At 69.3% G+C, this 19,044-nt stretch carries 14 protein-coding genes and 3 pseudogenes; 9 read left to right on the top strand and 8 right to left on the bottom strand.

Annotation, left to right across the window (positions count from 1 at the left end; genetic code table 11):
* Positions 1 to 108 precede the first annotated feature (108 nt).
* The gene (gene ligA / locus AC07DS_RS31155) at positions 109 to 2,220 is read right to left on the bottom strand and encodes an NAD-dependent DNA ligase LigA (protein WP_479150647.1); all 2,112 of its coding nucleotides are present in this window, start codon (positions 2,218 to 2,220) and stop codon (positions 109 to 111) included.
* Positions 2,221 to 2,730: 510 nt separating this feature from the next.
* Here ligA and AC07DS_RS31150 point away from each other — a divergent pair.
* Both AC07DS_RS31150 and AC07DS_RS31145 read left to right on the top strand, forming a co-directional pair.
* Complete coding sequence (locus tag AC07DS_RS31150) at positions 2,731 to 3,156, top strand: hypothetical protein (RefSeq protein WP_479150646.1); 426 nt, start codon at positions 2,731 to 2,733, stop codon at positions 3,154 to 3,156.
* Positions 3,157 to 3,511: 355 nt separating this feature from the next.
* Positions 3,512 to 3,907 carry a hypothetical protein gene (locus AC07DS_RS31145; protein WP_479150644.1) on the top strand — a complete coding sequence of 132 codons (396 nt, stop codon included), beginning with the start codon at positions 3,512 to 3,514 and terminating at the stop codon, positions 3,905 to 3,907.
* A 165-nt stretch (positions 3,908 to 4,072) separates the two neighbouring features.
* On the opposite strand, the gene AC07DS_RS31140 is transcribed toward AC07DS_RS31145, so the two are convergent.
* Positions 4,073 to 4,462: a hypothetical protein gene (locus AC07DS_RS31140; protein ID WP_479150642.1), complete on the bottom strand. Its 390-nt coding sequence runs from the start codon at positions 4,460 to 4,462 to the stop codon at positions 4,073 to 4,075.
* A gap of 123 nt (positions 4,463 to 4,585) precedes the next feature.
* Between AC07DS_RS31140 and AC07DS_RS31135 the strand changes: the two are divergent.
* A pseudogene (locus AC07DS_RS31135) lies at positions 4,586 to 4,762 on the top strand (IS982 family transposase); the annotation flags it as partial.
* On the opposite strand, the gene AC07DS_RS31130 reads toward AC07DS_RS31135, so the two are convergent.
* Positions 4,696 to 5,007 (bottom strand): ATP-dependent DNA ligase, encoded by a 312-nt coding sequence (locus tag AC07DS_RS31130; protein ID WP_479150752.1) that lies wholly within the window; start codon positions 5,005 to 5,007, stop codon positions 4,696 to 4,698. The pseudogene AC07DS_RS31135 and the gene AC07DS_RS31130 sit on opposite strands and share 67 nt — an antisense overlap.
* Positions 5,008 to 5,238: 231 nt before the next feature.
* Here AC07DS_RS31130 and AC07DS_RS31125 point away from each other — a divergent pair, with 231 nt between their 5' ends.
* Both AC07DS_RS31125 and AC07DS_RS31120 read left to right on the top strand, forming a co-directional pair.
* Positions 5,239 to 8,181, top strand: a complete 2,943-nt coding sequence (locus AC07DS_RS31125; RefSeq protein WP_479150641.1) for a helix-turn-helix transcriptional regulator — start codon at positions 5,239 to 5,241, stop codon at positions 8,179 to 8,181.
* 288 nt (positions 8,182 to 8,469) lie between these two features.
* Positions 8,470 to 8,946, top strand: a pseudogene (locus tag AC07DS_RS31120) (transposase); the annotation flags it as partial.
* Positions 8,947 to 8,984: 38 nt separating this feature from the next.
* Here AC07DS_RS31120 and AC07DS_RS31115 read toward each other — a convergent pair.
* The 5 genes and pseudogenes from AC07DS_RS31115 to AC07DS_RS31095 all read right to left on the bottom strand — a co-directional run bounded on the left by AC07DS_RS31115 (position 8,985) and on the right by AC07DS_RS31095 (position 14,758).
* Complete coding sequence (locus AC07DS_RS31115) at positions 8,985 to 10,352, bottom strand: hypothetical protein (RefSeq protein WP_479150639.1); 1,368 nt, start codon at positions 10,350 to 10,352, stop codon at positions 8,985 to 8,987.
* Positions 10,349 to 10,780, bottom strand: coding sequence for a hypothetical protein (locus AC07DS_RS31110; protein ID WP_479150637.1), 432 nt, complete (start codon positions 10,778 to 10,780; stop codon positions 10,349 to 10,351). Before AC07DS_RS31110 ends, AC07DS_RS31115 begins: the two co-directional genes overlap by 4 nt.
* Positions 10,777 to 13,224: a hypothetical protein gene (locus tag AC07DS_RS31105; protein ID WP_479150635.1), complete on the bottom strand. Its 2,448-nt coding sequence runs from the start codon at positions 13,222 to 13,224 to the stop codon at positions 10,777 to 10,779. The genes AC07DS_RS31110 and AC07DS_RS31105 overlap by 4 nt, the downstream gene beginning before the upstream one ends.
* A 460-nt stretch (positions 13,225 to 13,684) precedes the next feature.
* Positions 13,685 to 13,929, bottom strand: a pseudogene (locus tag AC07DS_RS31100) (relaxase domain-containing protein); the annotation flags it as partial.
* A complete protein-coding gene (locus AC07DS_RS31095; RefSeq protein WP_479150633.1) occupies positions 13,922 to 14,758 on the bottom strand; it encodes a hypothetical protein in 837 nt (278 codons plus the stop codon). The gene AC07DS_RS31095 and the pseudogene AC07DS_RS31100, both read right to left, overlap by 8 nt.
* 1,415 nt (positions 14,759 to 16,173) lie before the next feature.
* Here AC07DS_RS31095 and AC07DS_RS31090 point away from each other — a divergent pair.
* The 4 genes from AC07DS_RS31090 to AC07DS_RS31075 all read left to right on the top strand — a co-directional run bounded on the left by AC07DS_RS31090 (position 16,174) and on the right by AC07DS_RS31075 (position 18,969).
* Positions 16,174 to 17,037, top strand: a complete 864-nt coding sequence (locus AC07DS_RS31090) for a helix-turn-helix domain-containing protein (RefSeq protein WP_479150631.1) — start codon at positions 16,174 to 16,176, stop codon at positions 17,035 to 17,037.
* A 126-nt stretch (positions 17,038 to 17,163) separates the two neighbouring features.
* A complete protein-coding gene (locus AC07DS_RS31085; protein WP_479150629.1) occupies positions 17,164 to 17,562 on the top strand; it encodes a hypothetical protein in 399 nt (132 codons plus the stop codon).
* 104 nt (positions 17,563 to 17,666) lie between these two features.
* On the top strand, positions 17,667 to 18,071 hold the full coding sequence (locus AC07DS_RS31080; protein WP_479150628.1) for a hypothetical protein: 405 nt from the start codon (positions 17,667 to 17,669) through the stop codon (positions 18,069 to 18,071).
* A gap of 73 nt (positions 18,072 to 18,144) precedes the next feature.
* Positions 18,145 to 18,969 carry a hypothetical protein gene (locus AC07DS_RS31075; protein WP_479150626.1) on the top strand — a complete coding sequence of 275 codons (825 nt, stop codon included), beginning with the start codon at positions 18,145 to 18,147 and terminating at the stop codon, positions 18,967 to 18,969.
* The last annotated feature ends 75 nt before the right edge of the window (positions 18,970 to 19,044 follow it).

The following is a 19,044-nucleotide window of genomic DNA, read 5'->3' as shown; positions in this document are numbered from 1 at the left end:
GTGAGGCAACCCGCGAAGTCCCATCATGCGCCGCGGCCGGTTGTATCGGGCGCGTAGGGGGGTTGTGCTGCACGGGTATCGCCCCCTCCTGTGTGTGGGGTTGGTGGTTCAGGTCAGGAGGTCGGCGATCAGGGTGGCGAACTCGTCGGGGGTAAGGAGGCGGATGCCGAGCTGTTCGGCCTTGGTGCGCTTGGAGCCCGCGCCGTCGCCCGCGACGACGAGCGTTGTCTTTTTGGAGACGCTGGAGGAGGAGCGGCCGCCGGCCCGCTCGATGAGCTCGTTCATTTCGTTGCGGGAGAGTTTCTCCAGGGCCCCGCTCATCGCGCCGGTGACGACCACTGCCATGCCGGCCAGCGGGCCACCTTCCGCCGCGGCCGCGGGCGTCCCGTCGGCAGGGCTGGCTTCGCCGGCGGCTGGGCTGGCTTCACCTGTGGCTGGGGGCGGGGTGGCGCCCGGCTCGGTCATGCTGAGGCCCAGGGCGGCGAGTTTGTCGATGAGGGGGGCCAGTTCAGCCAGTTCCGCGACGATCGAGGGAGCTTTCTCCGGGCCGATGCCTTCGACGTGCTGCATCGCGTCGGCGTCGGCGGCACGGATGGCGTCCATGGTGGCGAAGTGGCGGGCGATACGGCGGGACATGGAGCGGCCGGTGCCTCGCACCCCGAGCGCGCACAACACCCGCGACAGTGGCTGCTGTTTGGCCTTGCCGATCGCGGCGAGCAGGTTGTCGGTGCTGGTTTCGCCCATCCGGTCCAGTGCGAGCAATGCCTCGCGGGTGAGGGTGAACAGGTCGGCGAGATCGGTGACGAGGCCGGCGTCGACGAGTTGGACGACGCGCGAGCCGCCGAGCCCTTCGATGTCGAGCTGGTCGCGGCCGGCGGCATAGGAGAGGGAGGCGACCAGGTGGCAGTTGCGGCCTTGCGTACACCGCCAGCGTTCCTGGCTCTTGTCGATGGTTGATCCGCAGCGTGGGCAGACTTGGGGGAATACGATGGGCCGTTCGTTGCCGGTGCGCAGGTGGGCGAGGGGAGCCTCGATCCGGGGAATGACGTCGCCGGCGCGGTGGACCATGACCTGGTCGCCCAGACGCAGGTCGCGTCGTGTGATGTCGGCCGGGTTGTGCAGGGTGGCGTAGGTGATGGTGGAGCCTTCGATGACGACCGGTTCGAGGACGCCGCGTGGGGCGATGATCCCGGTACGGCCGACGTTCCACTCCACCTCCAGCAGCCGGGTGATCTTCTCCACCGCCGGGAGCTTGTAGGCGATAGCCCACCGTGGCGCACGGGAGCCGGATCCGGCGGCCTGCTGGTCCGCGGCGAGGTCGGCCTTGATGACGATGCCGTCGATGCCGAACGGCAGCTCGGCACGGAGCGCGGCGATCTCGCGCACCCGGGCCAGGACCTGCTCCACGCTCCCGGCGACGGTGTCCGGGACCGTGGTGTGGGCGCTGGTGTGCACGCCAAGGTTGGCCGCCTGGTCCATCAGGTCACTGTGCGCGGATGCGTTCAGCCGCTCGGCCAGGACACGGTCGGTGTCGGGCAGGGGCAGCAGGCCGTAGCCGAAGAACGTCATCGGCACGGTGTAGAGGCGCTCCTTGGCCCGCAGCGTGCCCGCCGCGGCGTTGCGCGGGTTGGCGAACGGCTGCCCACCATGACCGGTGCGCACCTCGTTGGCGTGCTCGAACTGGGCGTTCGTCATGAGGACTTCGCCGCGAATCTCCACGGTTACCGGCTCGGCCAGTTGCTCGGGCAGCCCCTCGATGGTGCTCTTCGCGTGCGAGACGTCCTCCCCGGCCGTCCCGTCCCCGCGGGTGATCAGCTGCGTCAGGCGGCCGCCGGTGTAACGGGCGGCGATCGCTAGCCCGTCCAGCTTCGGCCCGACGCTGAAGCGGGTGACCTCGTGCCCGATACGGCGCGCCAAAGACACCGTCCAGGTGGTGAACTCCTCCGCGGAGAAGACGTTGTCCAGGCTCAGCATCGCCACCGAGTGCGGGACATCGCCCTCGGCCGCGCCGCCGGCAACTTTCCCGCTGGGCGAGTCGGGCAGCACCTGCTCGGGGTGCTCGGCCTCGTAAACGGCGATCCCGCGCACCAGCCGGTCGTAGGCATCATCGTCCAGCGCCGAGGTGCCGCCCTCGTAGTACGCGGCCGCCGCCCGTACTGCATCCTCGACCGCCTGCGCATAGGCGGCGCCATCCACGATCACTGCTGCAGGTGTAGTCATGACCGGCATACTGCCTCCCACCACTGACAATGAGGCCACGAGCCGGTCCACGCAGTACTGCTCAGCTCCCCGACACACGGCTCGAGACGCGTACCGGGCGGCATATTGGCAGGCGCTGCTGGTGGCGCAGGGGGTACGTGCGGACGCTACGTCTCTGCCCCTGGCCCGAGGGCCTGCGCCAGCCCTTCCAGGTGACGCACGAGCACGCAGGAGAGATGGGGCGCTTTCCGCTCTGCAAGCGGACCGACAGCCAGTGTGCCGTGAACGCTGCCTGGCTGTCGGTCTGATCTGGCCGGTTGTGGGCTGCCGGGATCAAGTTTCTCGGGAGAGTGGCAGCCCGTACTTCATCCACGCCTGCATGGCCGTTCAGGGAGTGGCGCGTGCCGGCTCCGGTGGTCCTTGCCGAGACCGTTCCACGAGTCCTCCACTCTGTACCCCACTCATCTGTTGCCTCAGACACGACGCAAGGGGATGAGTCACAAGGCTCTTGGCGGACAAGGCGGGGGTGTTGTGGAGACGACGACGCAGGTGATCACGGTGGCCGCAACCCTCAGCGCTGCTGTGCTGACCTTCTTGGCGAACTCATACCTGGAACGGCGCCGGGGGCGGGACGCCCGCGAGCTTGAAGCCATGCGCCGCGCCGCAGAGCATGCTCATTGGCTGCGTGACGAACGGCTGAACGCCTATGCCCAGCTCTCCATCGCCGGGGAGGAAGCACTCCAGTTCATCCGCGCCGAACTACCGTTGCTCGCCACGCCCTCAGGGCGCGAGCAGCGGGCTGCCGCCGAGAGCTGCGTACGGCATTCCGCAAGGCCTACAACCGAGTCGCTCTCTTCGCCACGGACGAGGTGCGCACCGCTGCTCACCAGATGTGGCTCGCTGGCTGGCATGGAGGAAACGACTACCTACGTGACCTTGCTGACGCCGAGCAGGTAACTGAACCGGTCGATCGGGGCGCACGAGCCCACGACGTGGCCATGCAGATGGGTAAAGCGGGTGACGCCTTCTTGGAGCGCTGCCGACAGGAGATAGCCATGCCGTGCCCCGTGGCCAAGAATTTCCTGAGCCGTTGAATGGACACCAGTGACACTCCGCGACCGCTCCCCAAGATCTGTGACAGAGCCGAGAACGGACAGCAGATGTTCACGACTATGGGAGGCGCCGCCGTCTGGGACTGTGCGATTGCAGCGGTAGTAATTCCGCTTCAGCCCCTTCGCGACCGGCACGCAGGCCGTTGCCGCCCTCCAGGCCCCCGAACGCGATTGCGAGGGCTGGGTGCGATCATGCATGGATGAATCATCTCGGCGACGCGAACCTGCGCACCTGGACGCTGCGCGTTGCGGCGCTCCTGGCGGCCGACATCCAAGATCAACTCGCCTGGTTGGGCGAGGGTGAGCTGGAGACGAAGGACGTCGTTGAAGAGGTGGAGCTCATGTGTCGCGTGTCCGAAGGGCTCGCGGAGCGCGGCGCCTTCGAGCCTGAGGATCAGCGTCATCTTGGGGCCATCGGCCGTCGTATCGGCGAGATCGATGCCACCCGCCGCGTCGGCCTCTGGGGCAACGCTCTGGCCACAGATTCGGCGTGGGACGACATTCGTTCTCTCGGTCGCCAGTTTCTCCTCACAAGGCTGGGCGACTGGCATCAGCCACTGCCACGCCTCGTGCGCCCGCCCATGGGCGACCACTGAGCCGTCCAGGCTGCCTGTGCGACTCTGACACAGTCGGCGCCGCGCACCAGATGATCAATTCCAGGAGATGCCTGCAGGGGGTGTGGGGTGGCCGGCGGCCGAAGCCACCGCAAGACGGTCAGGCGGCGGGCTGCCGGCCCTGGTTGTCGAGGTGGCAGTGGGCGGTCAGGCGTCGGGGTTGACTTCGGGGTGCGTGAACCGCACGGGCTTGCCCAGCGACCGGGCGTAGGCGATTTCGGCTCGGGTGCTGTCTCCGATGTAGTCGCCGACTACGAGCACCTCATCAGCGAGCCGGATCTTCGCCCGGTGCAGATCGTCGAGTCGCACCTTCAGCGCCTCGGCCTCGACAGGATCGGAGCAAAGTTCGCGCGGCGACTTCATGTCACAGGCCGGTTTGACGACAATCTTTCCGGCTTTGGTCTCCCGCAGATCGGCCTCGGTCATCTCGGTCATGAAGCGGGTGGAGCCGCAGATCACGACGATACGCGGGAGGCCCAACAGCTTCTTCGCGTCGGCGAGTTTCCCCTCGGGGGTGAGCAGTTGCGGGTATGACACTGGTTCCTCCTGGTGGTGTGGTCCAAGGGGTGCCTGCGGAGACGAGAACGAGGGTGTCCAAGATCGTTTTTGACGAACGACGTGGACACCCTCGCGACATGACTCTATGCGACGGCCGACGACATGCTGAAGGAGCATCCCGCGCTGGCGCCGTGGCGCCCGCCGGTCGGCATTACGCCCCACCTGAGCGATGCCGAACTGGTCACCCTCGCCACGATGCAGGCCATACTCGGCTACACCTCCGAGGCCAAATGGCTCCGCCATGCCCGTGCCCACCTGCGCCACCTCTTGCAAAGGCTCAAACGCTCAAACGCCAAGCGCCCGGACTCCCATACGACCAGTTCTCCGTCCATGGCGGTCGCGTCCGACAGTTGGGTGCTCGCGGATTGGAGCTCCGGGAAGGCCGGGCTGAGGTCGGCGCCCTTGCGTGAGCGGAGCACGATTCGCCCGGCGTCAACGGACAACAACGCACGCCAACCGTCCCACTTCGGTTCTGCGGCCGAGCCTTGGGGCAGTACCGGGTCGGGCACCGCGGCAGCGAGCATGGGTTCGGGCAGCCTTCAGGTCATGGACCCATGCCTTCCACCCCGGCCGTCACACCGAGCAGCCGAGCCGCCCGATGCAACCAGAATTGGGTAGTGCCCTTCGCAGCAGATCAACCGCTGGCCCGCTTGCTAGCGGTGCCAGATTTGGTCTACGTGCCATGAACGCCCCCTGCTGCCCGCCCGCACGTCAGGCACGCGGACGTTGTCGGTGCCGCGTGTCAGGATGGGGCCGTGTCACAGACCACCTTCATTACACCACCGTTGATCGGCCGGGACGGGGAACTGGCCCGGCTCACGGGCGTACTGGAGCATGCCCGGAGCGGTGCGGCGCGGGCGATGCTGATCGCCGGGGACGCGGGCGTCGGCAAGACCCGGCTGCTGGACGAGGTCGCCGGGCGGGCGGCGCGGGCCGGCACAACTGTGGTCACCGGGCACTGTGTGGACCTCGGTGACGTCGGTCTGCCGTATCTGCCGTTCACCGAGATCCTCGGTGTGCTCGCCGCCGACGAGCGGTACGCGGCCGTGCTGGCCGCGCACCCCGCGGCGGACCGGCTGCTGGGCGTGGGAGCGGACCCGGCACGGGACCCGGGCGGTCGACTCAGGCTGTTCGAGGACGTCGCCGGACTGCTTGCCGAGCTGGCCGCCGCCGCACCGCTGCTGCTCGTCCTGGAGGACCTGCACTGGGCCGACCAGTCCTCCCGCGACCTGCTGCGCTTCCTGCTGAGCCGAGGCGTGTTGCACCGGCCCGGGCCCGGCCGGCGGCTCGCGGTGCTCGCCTCCTACCGCGCCGACGATCTGCACCGGCGCCATCCCCTGCGCCCCCTGCTCGCCGAGCTGGTGCGACTGCCGGCCGTGGAGCGCCTGGAACTGCGGCCGCTGCCCGACGCGGAGGTCGCCCGGCTGGTGCGGGCGCTGCCCGAGCGCCCGCTGCCCGAGGCCACCGTGCGCGGCATCGTGGCGCGTGCCGAGGGCAACGCCTTCTACGCGGAGGAGCTGGTCGCGGCGGCCGGTGCGGACGCCGACGGGGTGCCCAGCGCGCTGGCCGATCTCCTGCTGATCCGGGTCGAGCAGGTGTCGGAGACGGCCCAGCAGGTGCTGCGGACGGCCGCGGTGGCCGGCCGCCGGGTCGGGCACGATCTGCTGCGGGAGGCCGCCGGGCTGCCCGAGGACGAGCTGGAGTCGGCGCTGCGCGAGGCCGTCGGGCGGCAGCTGCTCGTCCCCGGGGGCGGCGACACGTACGCCTTCCGGCACGCCCTCACGCGCGAGGCGGTCTACGCCGACCTGCTGCCCGGCGAGCGGTCCCGGCTGCACGGCGCCTACGCCCGCCTGCTCGCCTCGCGCGGACACATTGCGGAGACCGCCGCCGAGCGCGCCCACCACTACCGAGAGAGCCATGCCCTGCCCGAGGCGCTGACCGCCTCCCTGGAGGCGGCCGACCACGCCCAGCGGCTGGGCGCCCCGGCCGAGGAGCTGCGGCACCTGGAGACCGCCCTGGACCTGTGGTCCTCGGTGCCGGCCGAGGCACGGCCCGGTGCCGACGGGGTCGACCCGGTCACTCTGACGCTGCGCGCCTCGGCCGCGGCCGCGCACGCCGGGGAATCCCACCGTGCGGTCTCCCTCACCCGGGCCGCGCTTGCCGAGGTCGGCCAGGACGCCGACTCCGCACTCGCCGCCCGGATCCGCTACACCCTCGCCGGGAACCTGCTCACCGTGGACCAGCTGCAGGCCGCCTTCCGGTACAGCAGCGAGGCGCTGGCGCTGATCCCGGCCGAGCCGCCGTCGCGGACCTGGGTGTGGGCGGCGGCCACACATGTCATGGCGGCCCGTCACCTCGGTGAGGACGAGACGGCCCTGAGCATCGCCCGGCGCGCCCTGGGGGTCGCGGAGGAGCTGGGCATGGCCGACGCCCAGGCCGATCTGCTGGTCTCCCTGGCCAACATCGAAGGAGGCGGCCGACGCTCGGCGCAGGGCCAGGAGAGGCTGCGGCGGGCCCAGGAGCTGGCACGCTGGGCCGGGCACGGCCCCGTGGAGATGCGCGCGCTGTACAGCCAGGCCATGAGCCGCTTCGAGGCCGGCGAGCTCGAGGCCTGTCTGCCGCTGCTGGCCGAGGCGCTGGAGCGAGCCCGCCGGGCCGGCCTGCTGTCCTCGCCCCATCCGCTGGCGATGCGGTATCTGCAGCTGCTGACGATGTACACGCTCGGCCGCTGGGACGAGTGCCTGCGGGTGGCGGCCGACGCCGAGGCGGTGCTGCCCGCCACGGGCGCCTTCGCGGCGGGACCCGCGCTGTACGTGGCCGTGGCACGCGGGGATCTCGGAGCAGTCGAGCGGGCGCACGCCCTGTTGGACGGCCCGTTCAACTGGATGGGCACGCTGGTCGCCGACATCGTCCTCACCGACGCCGCAGCGCTGCGCGGCGACCCGGAGGCGGCCGTGGAGCGGATGCGGGCGGCGCTGACGGCGCTCGGCGACGACTCGGGGCGGCAGCCCGACGTGGTGGTCCGGCTCGCCGCCCTCTGCCTCGCGGCCGTCGCCGACCGCGCCGCCGAGCTGCGCCGTGGCGGGGACGAGCGGGAGCTGCGCCGCTGGACGGACACCGGGACCGAGCTGCTGGAGCAGGCGCGTGGCTCGGCCGGGCGGGACGAGGAGGGCCGTCCCCAGGGGCCGGAGGGGCAGGCGTGGCTGACCCGCGCCGAGGCGGAGTGGGCCTCCGCCGTGTCGGGGCCGGATCCGGCGGCCTGGGAGAAGGCGGTCGCCGCGTTCGCGTACGGCGACAGCTACGAGCAGGCCCGGTGCCGGCTGCGCCATGCGCAGGCCCTGATGGCGGCCGGCCGTAGCTCGGAAGCGGTGGAGTGTGCGCGGGAGGCCCGGCGGACGGCGGCCGCGCTCGGTGCCGTACCCCTCCTGGAGCGCGTCGACCAGCTGATACGCGCGGTCCCTTCACCCGGCGAGGACCGCGCCGCAGCGCTCACCGCGCGGGAGCAGGACGTGCTGCGGCTGCTCGCGCGCGGGCGCAGTAACCGGCAGATCGGCGAGGAGCTGTTCATCACCGGGAAGACCGCCAGCGTGCACGTCTCCAACATTCTCGCCAAGCTGGGCGCCGCGAGCCGCACAGAGGCGGTGGCGATCGCCTATCGCCAGGGGCTGATCGCACCTGAGCCGAGCGGTTCGGGGTGACGCCGGATCCGTTTGCGGGGGACGTGGGAGGGCGGTAGCCGCGGCCGGGGGACGTGGCCGGTGATCGCCGAGGGGCCTGAGCCGCTGCGGGCCTCTTCGGCGAGTCGGTCCCGGTCATGGGTGCCGGATAAGCCCCCCCATATCCGGGATCCAGGCGACACAAAGTCTGCGACGAAAAGGCGGGTGTGACGGGACTCAGAGAAAATCATGATGAACACGGATCTGTCGGTCACGATGAGCACCACGACCCGTCAGGTCGACACCGGCATCCACCCTGGCAGGTTCGACTCTGCTACCGAGGCCGCGGCCACCCAAGGTATCGATGCCGGCAAGAAAATCGCAGGTCGCAAGCGTCACCTCGGCGTCGACACCCGCGGCCTCCTCCTGGCTATCTGGGTGACCGCAGCCAGCGTCTCCGACAACACCGGCCGTATCCACCTGCTCTCCCAGATCGCCACCACAAGCCCTCGCGTAACCAAAGCGCGGGCCGACAACGGCTACCGCACCAAGGCCATCGACCACGGAGCTCGCCTCGGCATCGACGTCGAAGCCGTCCAACGCGACCCCGGCGCCAAAGGGTTCAAAGTGATCCCCCGACGCTGGGCTGTGGAGCGGACCTTCGGCTGGCTGACGCACCACCGTCGACTCGCCCGCGACTACGAGACTCACCCTCACCGCTCCGAAGCCATAATTCGCGTCGCGATGATCGACCTCATAAGCCGACGCCTCACCCGCGAATCCACCCCGAACTGGCGCGACACCTGAACCTCGACCCAGCAGCCCCGCAGGGGCAAAACGCTCTTTCAGGGCTTCTGCCGCGTGACCGCGTCGCCGAGTTCGCAGCCTCCACCGATGCACAGCCCCGGCGTCTCGGGCGGCAGCACAAACTGCCGACCGGCGAAGTACACGGTCACCGAAGCCGCGATGCGCGGCGCCACAGCTGCTGCGATCGTCTTGACCGCAGTTTGCGCGGCTCGGGCCGAGTCCAGGAAGATGACCTCGCCAGCGAGGCCCTCCGCCCCTGTGACGCCCGCGACGGTCCCCGCCACGCCCTCAGCCGCTACAGCACTCTCGAGTGCGGTGGGCACGAGTACGGGCGCCATCACCGTGGCGGGCAGGGCTGCGGCGGCTACCGCTGTCGCCCCTAGGCAGATCACGAATAGCGCCGCGTACACGAGCAGCCGCCGGGTTTCGGCGTCGCGGACCTCGATCAGTTGCTGCATGTCGCGGCGTGCCGCAACGAGGACCTGCTCGACGTCCGAGCTGGTGGCCGCGACGACCTGCCGCGCAGCGGCCTGATCTGGCTGGCGTCGCGTGCGTACCCGGACGGTGTAGAGGATCAGTCCGGGCAGCTCGGGGACTACGTAGGGTGCGACGGTCAGCGACGTCTCTTCGGTGATCTCCAGCTCGAAGGGTTTGAGCACGCGATCGGGGAGTGTGGCCGGAGAGCCGGGCGCCAGGGGTGGCGGGGTTGGACCGATGTAGTGCTGCACCACCCGGGCGGCCTCGTAGTTGTCCAGGTAGCTGAACACCTGGAGCAGCGCCCGCGACGCCAGGCCGGCTGGCTTGATCTCCCACATCTCGTGCCGGTCGAAGTCGATGATGTCGGCCCTCTGCCCGGCCAGTGACCAGTTCAGCACGCCGTACTCGCTGCGCGGACTGCGCACTGCCAAAGTAGACAGCCGTTCCGAGGCGCCGGTCGGGAAGAACACCCGGCCGTCGCAGCTGATGCGGTTGCCGCGGTACTCGGCCCGGTACGCCTGCATGATGCGGAGATGCACAAATCGTCCGACGATGTACGCGAGCAGCTGCCCGTCCGGCTTGGTCGAGCGGCACAGCAGCGGCTCGCCCAGTGCGGTGAGCAGGGCTGCCAGTGGCAGATGCTGCGCCTCCTCGGCGAGCGCTTGGAACCAGGCCCGGCGCCAGCGGTCGAAGACCGCCTCGCTGGCCCGGGCATCGCGCGGCACCGCTCTCAGGTCCGTGGTGTACATGCGCAGGCTCGGCCGCACGTGTCGCCGGTCGCCCGGCGCGAGCCGGCCATCGACGCTTTCGTCGGCGCTGACCCGCAGCGCGCGGCGCATCTCGAGCTCCTCGTCGAAGCGTCCGGTCAGCGAGACGACCTTGGGGGCGGGCCGGCAGCCCGGCGGGGTCGGCGGCATCAGTTTGGTCATGGCGTCTCGGTGGTCAGGCCGTCGGGGATCGCGCCGAAGGCGTCGGCGGCCCGTCTGGAGGTCTCCAGGTCTGCCTGGTCCTCGTCGGGGCTCATCAGCGCAACCTCGAACTCGGGGCCTGGCTCGCTGCCGCTGGCGTCGAGCAGCCGCGCGAGCGCCAGCACTACGTCGGCGCGGTATGAGGTGCGCACCCCGAGTGCGTCGGCGAGCCAGGTCGTCACGTCCGCGCGGGCGCCGGTGGCCTCGTAGAGCCCCTTCAGCGCCTGCTCGAAAAAGTCGCCGAGCATCCGGGAAGGCTGCACCCCGCCTGAGGCGTCTTCTTTCGTGCTGGGCGATCCGCTGAAGAGAAGCGCGCCGTCGATGATGGCGCGTAGCACGTTCTCCGCCGAATCCGGCGGGGTACCGGCGGGAGGCTCTCCTCCATTCATCGGGAGGCCTCCGGGGTCGGGTTGAGCGTGGAGGTCGGCTGCAACCAGATCAGCGTGGTGGGCAGGCGTACCGGCTGCAGAGGCGTGACCTGTGGGTCGACCTGCCCAGTGCCGAGGCTTTCCGCGATCTCCTCGGCGATGCCCAGGTAGGCCGGGTCGCCGACGGTCGGGACAGCGCCGCCCGACCAGATCACGCCGAGACTCAGGTAGAGCCCGATGGCCCACTCGAATCCGGGCCGGACCGGCACGACGACGCGCGTGGCGCCGGCGGTCAGGAACGCCGCCCACTGCGGGTCTGCGGAGCTGAGCCGGATGTCCTGCGCCCAGCGTTCGCCCGCGGCCCAGTAGTAGGGGTAGTGCAGCCAGGTCATGTTGGCCCATTCGAAGGCCTGCTCGAAGAAGGCGATCGCGTCGCGTTCCCGGGCAGCCGCGTCCAGATCGAGGACCGGGCGTTCGCCGTCGGCCGGGTAGCTGACCGGTGCGGGCGTGAACAGGCCCGAGTCCTGCGGACCGCCCAGAAGCAGGTGGATCACGCCGCGGCGCAGTTCACGCCGTTCGACCACGCGGTTGGCGTCCGCGTCTGTGCTGCCCTGCAGTGGTGAGTTCGCCTTGTCAGCGCGGGCGAGCGCCTGCGCGCGGGCAACACGGGCCGCCCAGTCCTGATGCGCGGTGGTCCAGGCCGACATGATCTTCTGGTAGACCTTGAGCTTCCAGTCGTTGAGGTTGTCAACCGTCCGCACGCAGTGGATCCGGACCGAGGCGGACATGTTGACCAGGTGTCGGCCCTGCATGACCACTGGGATGATCGAGTTCTCGGCAGCGTCGAGGTCGCCGCTGAGGAACTTGTTCAGCGCATCAGTGTTCTCTTCGGTGGGCGCGGCGTCCTGCCCGACGCCGACCATCCATGAGTTGGGGTCCGGTCCGTCGTCCTTTCCCCAGGTCACGCATTGCGCGACCCAATGCGTTGCGCGATAGCCGACGGGTACCTTGATCGTCTTGCTGTCGTTGAATTCGAAGAGTTCGTTCTGCGCACGGTCGCCCTGGAACGTGACGGCCAGCTCGGTGCTGTCCGGTGGAGGCGGCGACACGTCGGAAGCGCCGTACGTACCTACCAGCTTCAGGTAGTTCGCCTCGTTGATGTGGCTGGGCAGCAGGGGCTGGGTTGGGTCCTCCGGGTCGGTTGGCCGTGGGGGCTCGTGGTCCGTGTCCCCGTCCGGGGTGGCCGTCAGGGCCCACTGCAGGACAGCCGCGGGTTCGGGCACCAGGAACTCCAGCATCAGCCGCTTGCCGTAGTTCTCGATCCAGGCGTCCTGGATTTGGTCGACGTGGCGGTAGACCCCGACGATGTGTTCCTTGCCGGCGGTGTTGTCGAAGCCATGCACGTTTGAGTCGTCGGTCACCAGCAGCCGTCGCTCGGCGCGAGTGACGGTGGTGCTCTCCACCACCCGCTGGCGGGCCTGCTGGGTGATCGAGTTGGCGTAGCTGGCGGCCTCCCGGTTGGTCGACTCCGAGCTGTCGTGCCGGGCGACCCGGGCGTCGGCCGAGACGCTGACCGTCGGGCCGTATGAGGCGCTGGCATGCAGGCCTGCCTCCAGGTCGGTGGTCGACTGGATGATCTGCGAGGCCTCTTGTTGCATCTGGACCTGGGAGGTCGTGGTGAGGTCGTGCTCGTTCTCCTCGGTCCGCTGCGTGGTGGTCGTCATGGTCGTCTCGTCCTCGGTGTGCACCGTGAACGTACGCTTCCGCTTCTCCCGGGCCATGACGTTCTCGATGTACGCGATGTCGCTCGCCTCGTATGTGGCGGACCCGAGTTTGACGACCTTGAGGTCGGCTACGGCGGGGGGCCGGGCCAGCGGCGATGGGCGGGCCGTCGCGATGCCGTCCGGTAACTGCACAGTCGAATAGGCCAGGTAGTTATGTACGGCTGCCGCCGTCCGTACTGCAGGGTCGGCCGCGGCCACCGCCTCCAGCATGCCGATTAGCCGGCACACCCGCAGCAGCGCGGTCGCCATCGCCAGATTGGCCAACGCGCCGCCGGCCGTGCTGGTGATCGCGTTTACCAGTCCGGTGTGCACCTCCTGACGGTGCGTGGTCCATGCGGCGGCGCCGACGAAGTCCCGCACGTGGTGGCCGGTCCGGTCGTGCACCCAGCTGTCGATGTCGTGCGCCGACCAGCGGTCGCGGCGCTGGGTCAACTGCATGTCGAGGTCGTGGAACGGGAACTCGGCGTCGGTCTGTCCGATGGCCACGCTCAGCGCGCGCAGCCGTCCGGTGTCTGATGTGACGAGTCCGGGACCGGCGCCGCGAGAACGGGACTCGGCGGGGGCCAGGACCACCCGCGGTACCCGCCCGGAAGCCGGACTCGGCGGCCGAAGTGCCGTCAAGCGGAACAGTTCTGCACCCACCGGTGCCAGGGCACCCGCGTCCGCGGTCTCCTCGGGCATGTCCCCCCAATCCAGTGGCGGCCTGCCGGCAGCCCTTGGCACGTCTGGCGAGGAATTCTTCTCTGCCGCGCGCGGGCAACACATACGCAGAATGTCGCTTTTATTGCGCTGGTGAGTCTGCGTGGGAGGAAAGGGACCCTTCATCACAGGAGTGCCACAACACGACAGGTCATCACATCTGGCGGTGGAGTCTGTGGACTGAGGGCAGTTGAGCCAGTGGCATCCGTAGGTCCGCCTGCGCCGAGTCTCTGCGTCGGACGGTGCCGGAGCAGTCTGCAACGGGGCGAGTGGATGGTCACGATCTCCTTGGCCGAGCACCGGCGGACATCGAAGCGCACGTTGCCGGTTCCGGGCGAGGGTCGGTTTCCGCAGCCGAGGCGCGCCGGCGGGAGCCAGGGACAGTCCGCTCCCGCGCGTCTGTGACAGCGCTGAAGGACTTCCACCCCGCTGATCACCACACGTCCGCCATCTGCTGGCGGGGCGACTGCCAGCCGATCAGCCGCCGGTCGATACCCGCGATCTCCATGACCGGGCGCTTGCCGGGCGTCGCCTCACGCGGCTCCCACGCCCACCCGCGGCGGGCGAAGACCTCCTCCATGAACGAGAGGGTGTAGAGGGTGCGGCCGCGACGACGTTCTCCAACATGGTGTCCGCGGAGAGGTTGCCCCACTCCCCGTTGTCGTGATCTGGGCCGCGGTCACGCAGATGATCCCCCGTCTGTAGCCCACTGGCCGGCAGTCACCTCATGTGCGACCTGGCGCCACTGGGCTTTCCCGCCTGGCAAGGGCCAGGCCCAGGTGGGCCGTTGCGCTGTGTGGAGTTCCTGGAGACGGCGGGCAAGGGACGGTCCCGCGAGGGCGGCACCATCTGGGACAGCGGTGCCATGGAGGGCGCGGAGTTCGGTGAAGCGGGCCAGTTCGTCCTCGTAGAAGTGCACCGCCCGCACTGTGCCTGCGGTCACCTCATCGCTCGGTGCAGTGCGGTGCAAGTGCAGCAGCGGGGGTGGGGTCAACTCGGCGATGGCTGCAGCGAGCCGCGCGTGGCCATCCAGAATCAGATGGCAGTCCAATCCGCTGACCCACCACAGCAGAACGGGCGGGAGCGTTCCGTCACGAGCCTGCTTGCGGTAGGCCTTGACCCGGCCGTCGCTCGCATCGGGCATCGGTCGCAACGGGAGGATCTCCCACGAGCCGGCATGGATGAACCAGTCGATGTATCCGTCCGGATGGCCGTCGATGAGCATCGAGTTCCAGTACTCGGCCTGCGGCTGGCGGCCGTGGTTCCAGCGCAGGAGCGGGCTCTCGCGGGAGAGCAGCCATCGGCCGTCATGCAGAGGACTGCCCGGTGAATCGAACAGGTGCTGTACGAAGCGGTACGCCCAGCGATCCAGGTTGCCAGCCAACGCCCGTCCCGTCTCGGCACGCAACGGGGGAATGGGAGAGCGGTAGGTCTCAGTGCGCCAGAACTCAACTCCACAGAGATCCTCGTCGACGGCGACAAGGAGCACGGGCTGCGACTGCTGGGCCAGAAGCATCCGCCGTTCGGCGCAGAATAGGCGTAGGCCTGGTTGGCGACGTGCCTGTACCGCCAGAGACAAGCCCGTCCATGTGCCGTCGTCCCGAGTGACATCTGTGCGCCGCATGCCGAGACACTAGATCGTGCATGCGGTCGACCGCGCCATGGTTTCAGGGACTCAGTCTGGATCCCGTCCGCGCCGGGCTGGTACGCCAACCGCGGTGGACGAGGCTTAGCAAAACGTCCAGCAAGCCCAGCAGACCCTCGGCCTCGGCGTGCGCTGACTATCGACCCGATCGCAACACCACAGGAGAGGACGCGCTGAGTGGAAGACGAACGGCTCGAGGAATGCCGACGGCAGGCCAGGCTGCGGGAGCAGAAAGAAGAACGCCGCAGGAGGAAGGTCGCTACGGTCCTTCGGCTCTAGAAACAGGAACAACAAGCCCAGGACGAAGCGTGCCTGACCGAGGTACCTCCCGCGGAGGAGCAGCGCTACGCGCAGCTGCCCCGGCACTCCTGCACTAGCATGCGCTGATCGGGGGCCGGGTTGTGTCCGCACCGCACGGCAGGGCCGCTCCCACAGCCTGGCCGTGGAGCTCACCGACGTGGAGCACATCGAGAGCGAGCTGTAGCAGTGTTCATGCAAGGCCGCTGCTCACAGCGAGGATGCCGTGTGGGAGCCCAATTCCGAGGACTGAATCCATAGCGATCAGCCTGGTGGGACTGCCTCCCACAGGTATATGCGCCATCAGACAACCTGTACTGCCGTTCCACAGCCGGACCGTGCTGTTGTTGCTGGCGGAGGCGAGCAGGATGCCTCCTTCGGGCAGTGCCACCGTGCACAACGCACGGACCGTGTTGGTGTGGCCGTCGAGTGCGGTCTCTTCATTTCCTTCTCGGACTGCAGCCCATCGTGCGCGGTAGGGCGCAGGGTGCGCGCGGTTGCGGTAGACGGTTCCGAGCTGGCTGGCACGACCCCTGCCCGACTCCCTCGTCCACCGCCGCCCCACTGATCGTGGCACGGTTCACCAAGAGGAAGTGCCGGCCCCGTGCCGTGAAGAACGGCGCCACTGCGCGCACGACCAGCCCGACGCAGGCGCAGCTCAGCGGTACTGAGCAGTCTTCCGTGGGAAGACCTCAAGGCTGCCCCGGCCCGGGCGACCCGTCAGATCCCCAGCGCCGCACGCACCATGCTCCACATCACGCGCTCGGCCGCCTGCTCCTCGGCCTGGTCCGCTTCGACGCCGTCCCAGCCCACTGAGCGCCGTCCCGGCGTCCCGGGCGCCAGGCACCGGCGACAAGTTCTGGCAGGTCAGGGGCGTGGGACGTCCCGCGTCATCCCTGGGACGTCGGCGTCCGTGGCATGCGCTCCCCGCCCGGTTCCAAAGTGGTGGCCGGTCTCGGGACAGTCCCGGGAACCTAGGGGGATTCACGGTGAAGCATCGAGTGTGCCCGCAGGGCGGCTGTGACAGGTTCTACGCACGACCCGATGCCCGGCTACGGCCGGGCATCCTCGGCTACCGGGGATTCCGGCTGGCCGGCGGCCCGACACGGGAGCGGTTGGTCGTGCCGCGGGGGACGGTGTCCTTGCTGATCGGTTTCCAGGGTGAGACACACGTCGGCCGCCACATGGGCAGGCGGTCGAGGGCGGTGCCCGCCACCGACTTCCGGCACACCTCGGTGCTGTCCGGGCTGCACACCGGCGCCCGGGTGCTCGAGCATCAGGGTGAACTCCAGGGCGCGGAGGTCACCCTCGCCCCCTGGGCCGCCCAACGCCTGCTCGTCGGCACCACGCTCGGAGAGCTGGCGGACAGCGTGACCGATCCGGCGGAGGTGCTCGGCCGGCGTTTCCGCCACCTCTGCGAGGCACTGGGCGCCCTGCCGTGCTGGCGTGAGCGCTTCGCCCTGCTCGACCGGACTCTGCTGCGCTGGACGGCTGACGCGGACCCGTCCCGTGCGCTGGCCCCGGCAGTCCTGCACGCCTGGGAGATTCTCACCTGCACCTCGGGCGCCGTCTCCATCCGGGAGGTGGCGACGCGGACCGGGTGGGGAGTACGTCACCTGGAGACCCGGTTCCGGGAGCAGATCGGGCTCGCTCCCAAACGGCTCGCCCGCGTGCTGCGGCTGAACCGCACCATCTGGATGCTGTCCATGGGCCGCGGAGGGGCCGACACGGCGCTCGCCTGCGGTCTGTACGACCAGTCGCACCTCATTCGCGAGTTCAAGGCGATGACAGGGATGCCACCGGGCCGCTTCCTCGCCACCGGGTCGCAGTCGAGCTTCTGGCTGGCCGGTTGAGCGGAACAGCGAAGGGTTCGAACGGGAACTCGAACTCGTTTTCGTCCAATACACCGTCACGGGACAGCTGCCACTGTTCCGTTCGCGCGGCCGAACCATGCGCTCGCCCTCCCGAAGGAGTCCTTGATGAAGAAGCCCCTCGCCGCCCTCGCGGTCGCCGGCGTAGCCGCCGCGTCGCTGGTCACGATGGCCCCGACGGCGTCCGCCGCAAGCTGCACGTCCAGCGGAATCACCACCGGCTACCAGGGCCCCGGATCGGTCGCGTACAAAGCTGCCAGCGGTTGCAGGGACCTCAACCTGACCTACTCCTACGACTCGGCCAACAAGGGCTGGGACAGCTACGCCGGCTACTACAAGAACTCCTCGGGGACCTGGACCCGGGGATCGAGTGGCTACACCGGACTGCTCAGTGACGGCGCCTACGGCCTCGGCGAGATCGTCCTCGTCTCGAACCTGTCGAACGGCCGGGCGTTCAGCGTCGCCAGCGAGTACAACGGCGGCGACTGGGTCGTCATCACGCACTGAGTGTTCCGTTCGCGCGGCCCGAGAGCGAGCAGCCGATCGCACCGCTCGCTCTTCTCACTTCATTTCACCCTTCTCGCCTTTTCGCTCTTCTCAAGGAGTCATCGATGAAGAAGTCCCTGGCCGCCCTCGCGGTCGCCGGCATAGCCGCCGCGTCGCTGGTCACCATGGCCCCGACGGCCTCCGCCTCCGGCTGTGTCACCACCGGGCTCAGCACGGGAATGCAGTGGATAGGCAGCACGGCCTACAAGGCCAACGCCGGTTGCCTGGACCTCAACCTGACCTACTCGAACGACGCGACGAGCGACCACGACTACTACGCCGGGTACTACAAGAACTCCTCCGGTGTGTGGACCAAGGGATCGCGCGGCTATCGAGTGGGCGACCCGGCGATCTACGACGGGTATCACGCGCTGGGCTCGATCGTTCTCGTCAGCGACCTGACCCCCGGCCGTGAGTTCGGCGTCGGCAGCTTCTACGACGGCGGCGACTATGTCGAGATCACACACTGACGCTTCCCTGGGGCGTCGCCTCGCGCGGCGCCCCAGGGGCCTCGCCCGCCTGGGCCTCGCTCTCACGTGTGGCGTGGCACTTCCCTTGCTGAGCGCCTGCTCGCCGCAGCCCACGCAGAACACGGCGGCACACCGCCCGGTCCCGTCGGTCCGCCCCGCTGCAGTGACCTACGGCCTGCCCACGGACCCCACGTCCATGGTGCTCCCGGCGACCGGAGCGGAGTCCCGCGGGACCCAGGGCCTGGACGCGTTCGGCAAACTGGCCGCCGCCTGGGCGCTGTCCGACTGCGCCCACCAACACGGTGAGACGCCGCCCGAGGGACCACCGCCCATGTTCACCCGCTTCTCCGCGCTGCCGGATCTGGAGTTCCTCCGGGTCCACGGCTTCGACGGCGGGTCCTTCGTCCCCGGAGCGCCACCGACCGAGGGGCGGACGCCAGAAGCCGCCGCCACGCCGAGCGCTCAGCTGCGGCGGTGCATGGGCCGGACACGCCCCGTCGTCCGCGAACTGCAGGAGGTCTACGCCCCTTTGCAGTCCCAGTGGTTCGCACAGCTTGCGCCGGTCAACCGGGATCCCCAGGTACGCAAGGCCTACGACTCCTTCGCGCGCTGTCTGGCCGACCACCAAGTGAACGCCCGGAACGAGGACGCGTTCTTCGGGCTGGTCGACCAGCGTCTCCAGGTCTCCGACACCGCCGGGGGCCGGAGACTGGCCGCCGCCTACGCGACCTGCATGAAACCCGTGGAAGCCGTCCGGGAGCCCCTGCGGGACCGGCTGAGCAGGAAGTTCCGTGCCGCACACGCCGCGGAGATCATGAAGGTGCGCACGGAACTACCCAAGGAGATCCGCAAGTTGGAGAAGCGCTACGGGATCCGTTTCTCGGTCCCGAAGCTGTGAGTCAGGCGTACGACAAGACCTACGCGCCGTCACCCCGGCAGCAGTCCGGGTCCAGGCCCGCCGGGAGGCGTTCGC

Source organism: Streptomyces sp. NPDC044064 (genome assembly GCF_056434245.1).
The sequence above is the reverse complement of the archived record's forward strand: the minus strand, read 5'-3'. Positions and strand labels throughout refer to the sequence as shown.